General features: G+C 73.2%; 15 protein-coding genes. All 15 read left to right on the plus strand.

The genetic code is table 11. From position 1 onward, the window contains the following. The first annotated feature begins 13 nt into the window (after nt 1-13). The 15 genes from rpmE (at nt 14) to ACI79R_RS04305 (ending at nt 12,911) form a co-directional block, all read left to right on the plus strand. Nucleotides 14-238, plus strand: coding sequence for a 50S ribosomal protein L31 (gene rpmE / locus ACI79R_RS04235; protein WP_456572327.1), 225 nt, complete (start codon nt 14-16; stop codon nt 236-238). Nucleotides 239-336: 98 nt separating this feature from the next. Next, on the plus strand, nt 337-1,413 hold the full coding sequence (gene prfA / locus ACI79R_RS04240; protein ID WP_456572328.1) for a peptide chain release factor 1: 1,077 nt from the start codon (nt 337-339) through the stop codon (nt 1,411-1,413). An 11-nt stretch (nt 1,414-1,424) separates the two neighbouring features. Beyond that, nucleotides 1,425-2,282, plus strand: coding sequence for a peptide chain release factor N(5)-glutamine methyltransferase (gene prmC / locus ACI79R_RS04245; RefSeq protein ID WP_456572559.1), 858 nt, complete (start codon nt 1,425-1,427; stop codon nt 2,280-2,282). Nucleotides 2,283-2,309: 27 nt separating this feature from the next. After that, nucleotides 2,310-2,951: an L-threonylcarbamoyladenylate synthase gene (locus ACI79R_RS04250; RefSeq protein ID WP_456572329.1), complete on the plus strand. Its 642-nt coding sequence runs from the start codon at nt 2,310-2,312 to the stop codon at nt 2,949-2,951. A gap of 150 nt (nt 2,952-3,101) precedes the next feature. Next, entirely contained in the window at nt 3,102-4,361 is a 1,260-nt protein-coding gene (locus tag ACI79R_RS04255; protein WP_456572330.1) for a glycosyltransferase family 4 protein, read from the plus strand. After that, on the plus strand, nt 4,358-4,852 hold the full coding sequence (locus tag ACI79R_RS04260) for a hypothetical protein (protein ID WP_456572331.1): 495 nt from the start codon (nt 4,358-4,360) through the stop codon (nt 4,850-4,852). Before ACI79R_RS04255 ends, ACI79R_RS04260 begins: the two co-directional genes overlap by 4 nt. A gap of 104 nt (nt 4,853-4,956) precedes the next feature. After that, nucleotides 4,957-5,193, plus strand: a complete 237-nt coding sequence (locus ACI79R_RS04265; protein WP_456572332.1) for a hypothetical protein — start codon at nt 4,957-4,959, stop codon at nt 5,191-5,193. After that, nucleotides 5,190-6,020 carry a F0F1 ATP synthase subunit A gene (gene atpB / locus ACI79R_RS04270; protein WP_456572333.1) on the plus strand — a complete coding sequence of 277 codons (831 nt, stop codon included), beginning with the start codon at nt 5,190-5,192 and terminating at the stop codon, nt 6,018-6,020. Before ACI79R_RS04265 ends, atpB begins: the two co-directional genes overlap by 4 nt. A 140-nt stretch (nt 6,021-6,160) precedes the next feature. Continuing rightward, nucleotides 6,161-6,370, plus strand: a complete 210-nt coding sequence (gene atpE, locus ACI79R_RS04275; protein WP_456572334.1) for an ATP synthase F0 subunit C — start codon at nt 6,161-6,163, stop codon at nt 6,368-6,370. 47 nt (nt 6,371-6,417) lie between these two features. Beyond that, on the plus strand, nt 6,418-6,990 hold the full coding sequence (locus ACI79R_RS04280) for a F0F1 ATP synthase subunit B (protein ID WP_456572335.1): 573 nt from the start codon (nt 6,418-6,420) through the stop codon (nt 6,988-6,990). Next, nucleotides 6,990-7,859 (plus strand): F0F1 ATP synthase subunit delta, encoded by an 870-nt coding sequence (locus ACI79R_RS04285; RefSeq protein ID WP_456572336.1) that lies wholly within the window; start codon nt 6,990-6,992, stop codon nt 7,857-7,859. The genes ACI79R_RS04280 and ACI79R_RS04285 overlap by 1 nt, the downstream gene beginning before the upstream one ends. Nucleotides 7,860-7,911: 52 nt before the next feature. Further along, nucleotides 7,912-9,549, plus strand: a complete 1,638-nt coding sequence (gene atpA / locus ACI79R_RS04290; protein ID WP_456572337.1) for a F0F1 ATP synthase subunit alpha — start codon at nt 7,912-7,914, stop codon at nt 9,547-9,549. Between the two features lies 1 nt (nt 9,550). After that, the gene (locus tag ACI79R_RS04295; RefSeq protein WP_456572338.1) at nt 9,551-10,525 is read left to right on the plus strand and encodes a F0F1 ATP synthase subunit gamma; all 975 of its coding nucleotides are present in this window, start codon (nt 9,551-9,553) and stop codon (nt 10,523-10,525) included. A gap of 73 nt (nt 10,526-10,598) precedes the next feature. After that, entirely contained in the window at nt 10,599-12,041 is a 1,443-nt protein-coding gene (gene atpD / locus ACI79R_RS04300) for a F0F1 ATP synthase subunit beta (RefSeq protein WP_456572339.1), read from the plus strand. A 204-nt stretch (nt 12,042-12,245) separates the two neighbouring features. After that, nucleotides 12,246-12,911 (plus strand): hypothetical protein, encoded by a 666-nt coding sequence (locus ACI79R_RS04305; protein WP_456572340.1) that lies wholly within the window; start codon nt 12,246-12,248, stop codon nt 12,909-12,911. Nucleotides 12,912-12,927 lie beyond the last annotated feature (16 nt).

The following is a 12,927-nucleotide window of genomic DNA, read 5'->3' on the forward strand; positions in this document are numbered from 1 at the left end:
AAGAGGCCAAGGCATGAAGCCCGACATCCACCCCGACTACCACACCACCACGGTGACCTGTGGTTGCGGGAACACCTTCACCACCCGCAGCACGGCGCCCGGCGGCACCCTGACCGTCGAGACCTGCTCCGCCTGCCACCCGTTCTACACGGGCAAGCAGCGGATCCTCGACACCGGTGGCCGCGTCGCCCGCTTCGAGAAGCGGTTCGGCAAGCGCGGCGCGAACGCCGGCAAGTAGCGCTCCCGACGGCGCCCGTGCCCACCCCGGAAGGGGCGGGCACGGGCGCCGTCGTCGTGTCCGGACCCCGACAGAACCCCGCCCCGAGAAGAGCCCTGATGAGCACCACCGACGCCGCACCCGACCGGTTGCGCGGGCTGCTCGACGAGCACGCCGCGCTGGAGACCGAGCTGGCCGACCCGGCCGTCCACGCCGACGCCGGCCGCGCCCGCCGGCTGGGCCGCCGCTACGCCCAGCTCGCGCCGGTCGTCGAGACCGCCCGGGCGCTCGACCAGGCGCGCGACGACCTCAGCGCCGCCCGCGAGCTGGCGGCCGAGGACCCGTCGTTCGCCGCCGAGGCCATCGGGCTCGAGCAGCGGATCGCGGAGCTCACCGACCGGCTGCGCGAGCTGCTGCTGCCCAAGGACCCCGACGACGACAAGGACGTCATCCTCGAGATCAAGGCGGGGGAGGGCGGCGCGGAGTCGGCGCTGTTCGCCGGCGACCTGCTGCGCATGTACCTGCGCTACGCCGAGCGGCGCGGCTGGTCGGCCGAGGTCATCGACGCCGTCGAGGCCGACCTCGGCGGCTACAAGGACGTCTCGGTCGCGGTGAAGTCGCGGACCGACGAGGGCATCTGGTCGCGGCTGAAGTTCGAGGGGGGCGTGCACCGCGTCCAGCGGGTGCCGGTCACCGAGAGCCAGGGCCGCATCCACACCTCGGCGGCCGGTGTCCTGGTGCTGCCGGAGGCCGAGGAGGTCGACGTCACCGTCGACCCGGGCGACCTGCGCATCGACGTCTTCCGCTCCTCGGGCCCCGGCGGGCAGAGCGTCAACACCACCGACTCCGCCGTCCGCATCACGCACCTGCCGACCGGCATCGTGGTCAGCTGCCAGAACGAGAAGAGCCAGCTGCAGAACCGCGAGTCGGCGCTGCGCATCCTGCGCTCCCGGCTGCTGGCCGCGGCCCGCGAGGAGGCGGCCGCGGCGGCCAGCGACCAGCGCCGCAGCCAGGTGCGGACGATGGACCGCAGCGAGCGGGTCCGCACCTACAACTTCCCGGAGAACCGGATCGCCGACCACCGGGTGGGCTACAAGGCGCACAACCTCGACCAGGTGATCGACGGCGACCTCGACGCGGTCATCGACGCGCTGGTCAGCGCGCACACCGCCGAGCTGCTGGCGGCCGGCTCCTGACCCCGCGGGAGCTGCTCGCCGACGCCGCCCGGCAGCTGGCCGAGGCCGGCGTCGAGTCCGCGCGGGTGGACGCCGAGCTGCTGCTCGCCGCCGTCGTCGGGCGCAGCCGGGCAGGCCTGCTCACCCTCGACGCGGTGTCCGACGCCGACGCCACCCGCTTCGCCGACCTCGTCGACGCGCGCGCCGCCCGGGTGCCGCTGCAGCACCTCACCGGCCGGGCGCCGTTCCGTCACCTGGAGCTGGCCGTCGGGCCCGGCGTCTTCGTGCCCCGGCCGGAGACCGAGCTGATCGCCGGCTGGGTGCTCGAGCGGGTGGCCGGGCTGGCCGCGCCCGTCGTCGTGGACCTCGGCGCCGGGTCGGGCGCGATCGCGCTGTCGGTCGCGCACGAGCACCCCGGCGCCCGCGTGGTCGCCGTCGAGCGCGACGGGACGGCGATCGAGTGGACCCGCCACAACGCCGCGGCCCGCGCCGCCGCGGGGGACACCCCGGTCGAGGTGCTCGCCGGCGACATGACCGACCCCGGCCTGCTCACCGACCTCGACGGCACCGTGGACGTCGTCGTCTCCAACCCGCCGTACGTGCCCGACGGCGCCCGGCTGCCGCGGGAGGTGGCCGACCACGACCCGCCGCTGGCGCTGTGGGGCGGCCCGGACGGGCTGGACGTCGTCCGGGGGCTGCTGGGCACCGCGGCCCGGCTGCTGCGGCCGGACGGGTGGCTGGGCATCGAGCACGCCGACCAGCAGGGCGGGTCGCTGCCGGCGCTGGTCCGCGCCTCGGGCGGCTGGACCGACGTCGCCGACCACCGCGACCTCGCCGGCCGGCCCCGGTTCACCACCGCCCGGCGCCCGGGGGACCGCGGTCCCGGCTGAGCGCGGGGTGGGGGAGACTGCCTCCCCGTGGCCGAGACTTACGACTGCACCGACGCCGAGGGCCGGACCGCCGGGCTGGACGCGGCCGCCGCGGCGATCGGCCGCGGCGAGCTGGTGCTCCTGCCGACCGACACCGTCTACGGCGTCGCCGCCGACGCCTTCACCCCCGCCGCGGTCACCCGGCTGCTGGCGGCCAAGAACCGCGGGCGCACCATGCCGGTCCCGGTGCTGATCGGCGAGGCCTCGACGCTGGCCGGGCTGGTCGTCGACGTCCCGGCGGCGGCCAACCGGCTGGCCGAGGCCTTCTGGCCCGGCGGGCTGACGCTGGTCATGGAGCACGCGCCCTCCCTGGCGTGGGACCTCGGCGACGCGGAGGGCACCGTCGCCGTCCGCCTGCCGGACGACGAGCTGACCCGCGACCTGCTGCGCCGCACCGGCCCGCTGGCGGTCTCCAGCGCCAACCGCTCCGGCCGCCCCGCGGCCACCACGGCCGCGGACGCCGCCGCCCAGCTCGGCGAGCACGCCGCGGTGGTGCTGGACGGCGGGCCGCGCGCCGACTCGGCGGCCAGCACGATCGTCGACTGCACCGCGCCGACCCCGCGGGTGCTGCGGGTGGGCGCGATCCCCGTCGAGCGGCTGCGCGAGGTCGTGCCGGAGCTCACCGACTAGGGGAACCTGCACGGGGGCCGGCCTGGAGCGCCCACCCTCCGTGACGGGTCCGGGGCGATACCGTGGACACCGCCCCGTCGTCCAGCCCCCGGAGTCCCCGCGATGAGCACCCCCACCCGGGGCCCCGAGCCGCAGCGCACCGCCTGACCGATGCGCGAGTACGTCGTCGTCCTGCTCACCGCGGCGCTGGTCACCTTCCTGGCCACGCCCGTGGTGCGGATGGCGGCGGTCCGGCTGCGGATGATGGCCGCCCCCCGCGAGCGGGACGTGCACGTCATCCCGACCCCGCGCGGCGGCGGCGTCGCCATGTACCTGGGCGTGGCCGCGGCGACGCTGGTGGCCACCCGGCTGCCGGCGCTGCAGCGCACCTTCGACGACTCGCAGACCGCCGCGGTGCTGGTCGCCGGCGGGCTGATCTGCCTGCTCGGCGTGCTCGACGACAAGTTCGGCCTGGACGCGCTGACCAAGCTCACCGGGCAAATCGCCGCCGCCGGCGTGATGGTGCTGCTCGGCGTCCAGCTGGCGTTCCTGTTCCTGCCGGTCGCCGACCTCGGCACCATCTCCCTCGGCCCGGACGTCGGCGTGCCGCTGACCATCCTGCTGACCGTCCTCACGGTCAACGCGCTGAACTTCATCGACGGCCTCGACGGGCTGGCCGCCGGCGTCTCCGCGGTCGCCGCCCTGGCCTTCTTCGCCTACAGCTACCACCTCGGCCGCACCGGCTACGCCGACGTCGCGAGCGCGCCGGCGCTGATCACCGCGCTGCTGGCCGGTGCCTGCCTGGGCTTCCTGCCGCACAACTTCAGCCCGGCCCGCATCTTCATGGGCGACTCCGGGTCGATGCTCGTGGGCCTCATGCTGTCGGCGGCCGCGGTGTCGGCCACGGGGAACGTCGACCCGCAGTCGTTCGACTCCGCGGCCAGCCTGCTGCCGCTGACGCTGCCCCTGCTGGTGCCGGTGGCGGTGCTCTTCATCCCGTTCATGGACCTGCTCATGGCGGTGATCCGGCGCACCCGCCGCGGCCAGTCGCCGTTCTCGCCGGACAAGATGCACCTGCACCACCGGCTGCTGGCCATCGGCCACTCGCACCGCCGCGCGGTGCTCGTCATGTACTTCTGGGCCGCCCTGCTCTCGGCCGGTGCGGTGGCCCTGTCCATCACCGGCGGGCGCGTGGAGCTCCTGGTCGCCATCGGGGTGCTGCTCGTGATCGGTGTCGTGGTCGTCCTGAGCCCGCGGGCCCGCCGGGCCGCGCGGGAGGCGCGGGCCGCCGACCTCGCCGCCCAGCGCCGCCGCAGCCGGGCCGACCACCCGACCGCCCGTGCCGTGCGGGGCACGGCACCGCCCGAGCCGCCGACACCGCCGGGGCCGGCGACCCGGACGCCCGGCCCGGCCGGCCAGGTGGTCCGGTGAGCGGCGCGACCCCGTCCCCGGGCACGCCCGCTGCGCCGTGGGACCTCTCGTTCCTCCGGGTCGGTGCGCTGGTCACCGCGGCGGTGACGGCGGTCGCCGCGCCCGTCACCGGGCTCCTGGCCGGCTGGGACGACGCGCTCGGGGTGCTCGTCGGCGCGGTCGTGGTGACGGCGTTCTTCGTCGTCTCCGGCGTCGTGGTCGCCGCGGCCGGACGGGTCAACGACACCTTCACGCTGCCGGCGGCGCTGGGCATGTTCTTCGTCAAGGCCGTCGTGCTCTTCGGCGTCCTGTCCGCGCTGCCCGAGGAGGGCTGGCTGGACCGGCGCACGCTGGCCTTCGCCGTCGTCGCCGGCGCGCTGCTGTGGAGCGTCGTCCAGCTGCGCTGGGTCTGGACTCGCCAGCTGTACTACGTGCAGCCCCCCGCACCCCCGCGGACGTCCACCGATCGGGCACCTTTCCCGCACCCGGACGGCCCCGCGGCGGGCGGCTGATAGTGTCCGCAGAGATGGCCGAGGACGACCCGACACCAGGGTCCGCGCGGCCCTCGCCCGGGCCCCCCTCCCAGAGTGGCAGTGGTGCCGAGACCGGATACGCGGTGATCGGCACGCTGATCTCAGGTATGGCGGTCTGGGGCGGGGTCGGGTGGCTGCTCGACCAGTGGCTGGACACTCGCGTGTTCTTCCCGGTCGGCGTCATCCTCGGCATGGCAGTGGCGATCTACCTGGTCGTCGCTCGGTTCGGCGGTCTGCCCTCGTCGTCGGGGGCGGATCGCGCAGGCAAGACCCAGGGCGGACGACGGAGCCGGCCCAGGACGCAGAAGGGACAACGGTGACCTCCAGCGCCCTCGCGCTCGGAAGCGTGCTCGCGGCTGCCGAAGGCGGTGCCGGTGACGGCTTCGAGGCCCCGGGCCTCGGGGAGTTCTACCCGGAGCCGCTGGCCGAGTTCACCTTCCTCGGGATCGACTTCGCGATCACCCGCATCACGCTGGGCCTCTGGTTCGCGACGATCGCGATGCTGGTCTTCATGGTCCTGACGGTCCGGAAGCCGCAGATCATCCCCGGCAAGATGCAGTTCATCGGGGAGAGCGGCTACTCGCTGGTCCGCGACGGCATCGCCCGCGACGTGGTCGGCCCCCGCGGCATCCCGTTCGCGCCGTTCCTCGCCTCGCTGTTCTTCTTCATCCTCGCGAACAACTTCATGGCGATCCTGCCGCTGGCGCAGATCTCGCCGATGTCGAAGTTCGCCTTCCCGCTGGTCCTCGCGGGGATCTGCTGGGTGCTCTACATCTACATCGGCATCCGCGAGCAGGGCGCCGGCAAGTACTTCAAGGACATCCTGTTCCTGCCCGGCGTCCCCAAGCCGATGTACATCCTGGTCACGCCGATCGAGATCCTGCAGAACTTCGTGGTCCGGCCGTTCACGCTGGCGGTCCGGCTCTTCGCGAACATGTTCGCCGGCCACATGCTGCTGGTCGTCTTCTCGCTGGGTGCGGTCTACCTCTTCAGCCGGGACAACTTCTCCGTCGTCTTCGGCCCCGTCTCGGCGCTGATGGCCATCGTGATGACGTTCTTCGAGCTGCTGGTCATCTTCCTGCAGGCCTACGTCTTCACCGTGCTGATGGGCACCTACCTCAACGGCTCCATCGAGGCCGAACACTGAGCCCGCGCCGGGAGCTCTCGCGCCCGGCGTCGCACCACCCCTGAACGGCACCACCGCACCACCCACGAAGCCGCCCGGCACACCGCCGGGCGACGACACAGGAGGAACACCTCGTCATGGATCTTCTGGCAGCAGAGGGTTTGACCGGCTCCATCGGCTCGGTCGGCTACGGCCTCGCCGCGATCGGCCCGGGCATCGGCGTGGGCATCGTGTGGGCGGCCTACATCCAGGCCACCGCGCGTCAGCCCGAGTCGGCCGGCCTCACCCGTACCTACGCCTTCCTCGGCTTCGCGCTCTCCGAGGCGCTGGCCCTCATCGGCTTCGTCGTCCCCTTCGTCTTCGGCACCTGATCCGTACCTGAGTACGGGTACCGACTCCAGACAGGGACACTGAGAGCATGAGCATCCTCGCTGCGGAGGGACACAACCCGCTGCTGCCGCCGCTCGGTGAGATCATCATCGGGCTGATCGCCTTCGCGATCGTCATGGTCGTGTTCTTCCGGTTCATCGCGCCCCGGTTCGAGCAGGTCTTCCGGGCACGCCGGGAGGCGATCGAGGGCGGCATCGAGCGGGCCGAGGCCATGCAGGCCGAGGCCAAGGCCGCGCTGGAGCAGTACCGCGCCCAGCTGGCCGAGGCCCGGACCGAGGCCGCCCAGATCCGCGACCAGGCACGGGCGGAGGGCCAGCAGATCCTCGAGGAGCTGCGCGCCCAGGCCCAGCAGGAGTCGGCACGGATCATCGCCCGCGGTGAGGAGCAGCTGGCGGCCTCCCGTCAGCAGGTCGTCAACGAGCTGCGCGGGCAGATCGGCGTGCTCGCCGTCGACCTGGCCGGTCGCGTGGTCGGCGAGTCGCTGGAGGACGAGGCCCGTCGCCGCGGCACCGTCGACCGGTTCCTCGACCAGCTCGACGGCATGGCCGCCAGCGGCGCGTCGGACGGGCGGCCGGTCTACGCCCCCGAGGGCAACCGCTGATGGACGCCTCCAGCCGTGCGGCGCTCGCGCAGTCGCGCGAGCGCCTCGTCGAGCTGACCCGGCCCGCGTCCGGGCTGGTCGAGAAGGCGCGCGACCGGCTCACGGGCCTGCCGCGGGTCGGCCCGGAGGGGCTCACCGGCCTCGCCGACGAGCTGTTCGCCGTCGCCCGCGTCCTCGACCAGCAGGTGGCGCTGCGCCGGGCGCTGTCGGACCCGGCCGGCAAGCCGGCCGACCGCGCGGGCCTGGCCCGCCGGCTGTTCGGCGGCAAGGTCTCCGACGCCGCCGTCGACCTGGTCGAGACGGTGGCCCAGCAGCGCTGGTCGCGCCCGCTGGACCTCGTCGAGGCGACCGAGACCCTGGCGACCGACGCGGCGCTGGACGCCGCGGACGCCCGCGGTGAGCTGGACGGCGTGGAGGACGAGCTCTTCCGCTTCGGCCGGATCGTCGCCGGGGACGCCGAGCTGTCGCGGATCCTCGCCGACCGCTCCGCGCCGGCCGAGGGGAAGGGCGCGCTGCTGGACCGGCTGCTGGCCGGCCGGGTCAGCCCGGTGACCCAGCAGCTGCTGCGCAACCACCTGACCGCCGGGCACCTCGGCAACGCCGAGAACGCCATCGAGCGGCTGTCGGAGGCCGCCTCGGCCCGCCGCGGACGGTCGGTGGCCTACGTGACCTCCGCCGTGCCGCTCACCGCCGCGCAGGAGCTGCGCCTGGTGGCCGTGCTCGGCCGGCTCTACGGCCGGACCGTCGGCCTGCAGGTGACCGTGGACCCGAGCGTGCTCGGTGGCCTGGTCATCCGCGTCGGCGACGAGGTCATCGACGGCAGCGTGCTGCACCGGCTCGAGGCCGCCGGACGTCGGCTCGTCGGCTGACCCACAGACCACCGCACCCGAAGACCACCCAGCAGGGAAGAGGACGACCGCCATGGCCGAGCTGACGATCTCCGCGGACGAGATCCGCAGTGCCATCCAGAACTACGTCACCGAGTACTCCCCGGACGTGTCCCGGGAAGAGGTCGGCATCGTCACCGAGGCCGGTGACGGCATCGCCCGTGTCGAGGGCCTGCCGTCGGTCATGACCAACGAGCTGCTCGAGTTCGAGAGCGGCGTGCGCGGCCTGGCCCTCAACCTCGACGTCCGCGAGGTCGGTGTCGTCGTCCTCGGCGACTTCGCCGGCATCGAGGAGGGCCAGCAGGTCCGCCGGACCGGCGAGGTGCTCTCGGTGCCCGTCGGCGACGGCTACCTCGGCCGCGTCGTCGACCCGCTGGGCAACCCGATCGACGGCGCCGGCCCGATCGCCACCACCGGCACCCGCGCGCTCGAGCTGCAGGCGCCCACCGTGGTCCAGCGCAAGTCGGTGCACGAGCCGCTGCAGACCGGGATCAAGGCCATCGACGCCATGACCCCGATCGGCCGCGGCCAGCGCCAGCTGGTCATCGGTGACCGCCAGACGGGCAAGACGGCGATCGTCACCGACACGATCATCAACCAGAAGGAGGCCTGGGCGACCGGCGACCCGGCGCAGCAGGTCCGCTGCATCTACGTCGCGGTCGGCCAGAAGGGCTCCACGATCGCCGCCATCCGGACGGCGCTCGAGGAGGCCGGCGCGATGGAGTACACGACGATCGTCGCCGCTCCCGCGTCCGAGGCCGCCGGGTTCAAGTACATCGCCCCCTACACCGGCTCGGCCATCGGCCAGCACTGGATGTACGAGGGCAAGCACGTCCTCATCGTCTTCGACGACCTGTCCAAGCAGGCCGAGGCCTACCGCGCGGTCTCGCTGCTGCTGCGCCGTCCGCCGGGCCGCGAGGCCTACCCGGGCGACGTCTTCTACTTGCACTCCCGCCTGCTGGAGCGCTGCGCCAAGCTCTCCGACGAGATGGGCGCCGGGTCGATGACCGGCCTGCCGCTGATCGAGACCAAGGGCAACGACGTGTCGGCCTACATCCCGACCAACGTCATCTCGATCACCGACGGGCAGATCTTCCTCGAGACCGGTCTGTTCAACTCCGGCGTCCGCCCGGCCATCAACGTCGGCATCTCGGTGTCCCGCGTGGGCGGTTCGGCGCAGATCAAGGCGATGAAGTCCGTCGCCGGCCGGCTCCGGCTGGACCTCGCCCAGTACCGCGAGCTCGAGGCCTTCGCCTCGTTCTCCTCGGACCTGGACGCCTCCTCGCGGGCGACCCTGGACCGCGGCCAGCGGCTGGTGGAGCTGCTCAAGCAGGGCCAGTACCAGCCCTACCCGGTCGAGCGCGAGGTCGTCTCGCTGTGGCTGGGCACCACCGGCAAGCTCGACCGCGTCCCGGTGTCCGACGTCCGCCGCTTCGAGGCCGAGTTCCTCGAGTTCATCGGCCGCGGCGACAACGGCATCTACGACGAGATCCGGCAGACCAAGGCCCTGGGGGACGACGCCGTCTCCAGCCTGGAGAAGGCCGTCGAGGCCTTCTACGGCCAGTTCCAGCTCTCCGACGGCGGCACCATCGCCGGCAACGAGCCCGAGGCCGAGGCGATGGACGCGTCCGAGCGCGGCCAGGAGCGCGTCCAGGTCAAGCGGAGCGCCTGAGATGGCCGGTTCCCTCCGCGCGCTGCGGCGCCGCATCCGCTCCACGCAGTCGACGAAGAAGATCTTCTCGGCGCAGGAGCTGATCGCCGGTGCCCGCATCGTCCGTGCCCAGGCGCGGGTGGAGGCCTCCAAGCCCTACGCCCGGGAGATCACCCGGGTGCTCTCGGCGCTGGCCTCCTCGGCGTCCCTCGACCATCCGCTGCTGACCGAGCGGCAGAACCCGCGTCGGGCGGCGGTCCTGGTGATCACCTCCGACCGCGGGTTCGCCGGCTCGTACAACGTCAACGTGCTGCGGCGCACCGAGGAACTGCTCAGCCTGCTCCGGCAGGAGGGCAAGGAGCCGCTGCTCTACGTCGTCGGTCGCAAGGGGGAGACCTACTACTCCTTCCGCGACCGGGACATGGTGGAGACCTTCACCGGCTTCTCCGAGCAGCCCTCCTACCCCGACGCCCAGCGCGTGGGGCAGGTGCTGATCGACGCCTTCTCCGCCGGTCAGGATGACGACGAGGCCGGCGGCGCCGGTGCCGACGGCATCCTCGGCGTCGACGAGCTGCACATCGTCTACACCGAGTTCCGCTCGCTGCTCTCGCAGGTCCCCGTCGCCAAGCGGATGGCCCCGCTGGAGGTCGAGGAGGTCGAGGAGTTCGACTACGAGCGGGAGGACCGTGAGGCCGGGGTCGCCGGAGACAGCGGCGTCCCCACGTCCTACGAGTTCGAGCCCTCGGCCGAGTCGCTGCTCGACGCGCTGCTGCCGAAGTACGTCACCACCCGCATCTACGCGGCGATGCTCGAGGCCGCGGCCTCCGAGTCGGCCTCGCGGCGGCGGGCGATGAAGTCGGCCTCGGACAACGCCGAGGAGCTGGCGAAGAACCTCTCCCGGCAGGCCAACCAGGCCCGCCAGGCGGAGATCACCCAGGAGATCAGCGAGATCGTCGGCGGCGCCGACGCGCTCGTGTCGGCCGGCGCCGACGACTGACATCCGTCCCCGCAGCAGCGGGGACACTCGAAGACGCGACACCACCGAGCCCCAGGGCAGGAGAGCAGTACAGATGACCGTCACCGAGGACCGTCCGACCACCGCGTCGACGCAGGGCACCGGCCGCGTCGTGCGGGTCACCGGCCCGGTCGTCGACGTCGAGTTCCCCCGCGACGCGATGCCGGACCTCTTCAACGCCCTGAAGGTGGAGGTCACCCTCGCCGACCTGGGCAAGACGCTGACCCTGGAGGTCGCCCAGCACCTGGGTGACAACGTGGTCCGCACCATCTCCATGGCCCCGACCGACGGGCTGGTCCGCGGTGCGGCCGTCACCGACACCGGTTCGCCGATCACGGTGCCGGTCGGCGACGCCGTCACCGGGCACGTGTTCAACGCGCTCGGCGAGTGCCTGGACGAGCCCGGCTACGGCACCGACGCCCCGCACTGGTCGATCCACCGGCACGCGCCGCGGTTCGACCAGCTCGAGGGCCGCACCGAGCTGCTCGAGACCGGCATCAAGGTCATCGACCTGCTGACCCCCTACGTGGCCGGCGGGAAGATCGGTCTGTTCGGTGGTGCCGGCGTCGGCAAGACCGTGCTGATCCAGGAGATGATCCGCCGCGTCGCCCAGGAGTTCGGTGGCGTGTCGGTGTTCGCCGGCGTCGGCGAGCGCACCCGCGAGGGCAACGACCTCATCACCGAGATGACCGAGTCCGGCGTCATCAACTCGACCGCGCTGGTCTTCGGCCAGATGGACGAGCCGCCGGGCACCCGGCTGCGGGTCGCGCTCTCCGCGCTGACGATGGCGGAGTACTTCCGCGACGAGCAGAACCAGGACGTGCTGCTCTTCATCGACAACATCTTCCGGTTCACGCAGGCCGGCTCGGAGGTCTCCACGCTGCTGGGCCGCATGCCCTCCGCCGTGGGCTACCAGCCGACCCTCGCCGACGAGATGGGCGAGCTGCAGGAGCGGATCACCTCGACCCGCGGCCACTCGATCACCTCGCTGCAGGCGATCTACGTGCCCGCGGACGACATCACCGACCCGGCGCCGCACACCACCTTCGCCCACCTCGACGCGACGACCGTGCTCAGCCGGCCGATCTCGGAGAAGGGCATCTACCCGGCCGTGGACCCGCTGGACTCCACCAGCCGGATCCTCGACCCGCAGTACGTCGGGCAGGAGCACTACACCATCGCCCAGCGGGTGAAGCAGATCCTGCAGCGCTACCAGGAGCTGCAGGACATCATCGCCATCCTCGGCATCGACGAGCTCGGCGAGGAGGACAAGGTCACGGTCAACCGGGCCCGGCGCATCGAGCGCTTCCTCTCGCAGAACATGTTCGTGGCCGAGGCCTTCACCGGTCAGCCCGGCTCCTTCGTGCCGCTGTCGGAGACCCTCGAGGCCTTCAAGGCGCTCACCGAGGGCCAGTACGACCACGTGCCGGAGCAGGCGTTCTTCATGTGCGGTGGCCTCGAGGACCTCGAGCGCAACGCGGACAAGCTGAAGAAGTAGGAGCCCGTCACCCGGCCGGGTCCCTCCTCGGAGGGGCCCGGCCGTCGTGGTTCCTGGACCCGGACCGGCCGGTACCGGATGATCGCCCGGTCCGGCCGCGGCGCCGGGGACACGGGGGCAGCGGTGGACGGCAGGGCAGGAGCGGGGCGACCCGAGGACGCAGGGGCGCAGCCCGCCCCCGGATCCGACGGCGGCGAGTGGACCGTGGTCAGTCCCGGCCTGCCCCCCACCGGACCGGCGCCCGCGGTGGTCACGTGGCAGGCGCCGCCTCCCGGGACGCGCCGGTCCGGCCGGCTGCTCGCCGCGGTCGCGGTCGGGGCACTGGCCGTCGGGGTCGCCGGGGGTGTCGTCGGGGGCGTGCGCGCCGCGGACGACCAGGCCCGGGTCGACGAGCTGAGCAGCCAGGTCACGGGCCTGGAGGAGCAGGTGGCCGGCCTGCAGGCCGAGGTCGAGGACACCCGGGCCCAGGCCGCCGAGGACGTCGCCGAGGCCCGGACCGAGGCCGAGGCGGCGGTGGCGGCGGAGAACGCGGCGGCCGAGGCCGCGCTGACCCAGCAGGCCGCCGACCTGGCGGCCCGCGAGGCCGCCGTGGCCGCCCGGGAGGACGCCGTCATCGTGCTCGAGCAGCAGGCGGCCGACGGCAGCGTGCCCGGCACCGGGCTGTTCCTCGTCGGCAGCGAGATCGCCCCCGGCACCTACCGGGCCAGCGACGGCGGCGACTGCTACTGGGAGCGGCTGTCGGGGCTGTCGGGCGAGTTCGACGAGCTCATCACCAACGGCTTCGGCGCCGCGGACGCCACCGTGACCGTCCGCGCCGGCGACGTCGCGTTCTCCTCCGACGGCTGCGGCACCTGGCAGCGCATCGGCTGAGCCGCGGTCCTCAAGC

The organism is Blastococcus sp. SYSU D00820, assembly GCF_054050695.1.

Bases quoted from the DNA above. Each gene is read 5' to 3' on its own strand.
- rpmE (WP_456572327.1), top strand. From the start codon at position 14: ATGAAGCCCGACATCCACCCCGACTACCACACCACCACGGTGACCTGT.
- prfA (WP_456572328.1), top strand. From the start codon at position 337: ATGAGCACCACCGACGCCGCACCCGACCGGTTGCGCGGGCTGCTCGAC.
- ACI79R_RS04255 (WP_456572330.1), top strand. From the start codon at position 3,102: ATGCGCGAGTACGTCGTCGTCCTGCTCACCGCGGCGCTGGTCACCTTC.
- ACI79R_RS04280 (WP_456572335.1), top strand. From the start codon at position 6,418: ATGAGCATCCTCGCTGCGGAGGGACACAACCCGCTGCTGCCGCCGCTC.
- ACI79R_RS04285 (WP_456572336.1), top strand. From the start codon at position 6,990: ATGGACGCCTCCAGCCGTGCGGCGCTCGCGCAGTCGCGCGAGCGCCTC.
- atpA (WP_456572337.1), top strand. From the start codon at position 7,912: ATGGCCGAGCTGACGATCTCCGCGGACGAGATCCGCAGTGCCATCCAG.
- ACI79R_RS04295 (WP_456572338.1), top strand. From the start codon at position 9,551: ATGGCCGGTTCCCTCCGCGCGCTGCGGCGCCGCATCCGCTCCACGCAG.
- atpD (WP_456572339.1), top strand. From the start codon at position 10,599: ATGACCGTCACCGAGGACCGTCCGACCACCGCGTCGACGCAGGGCACC.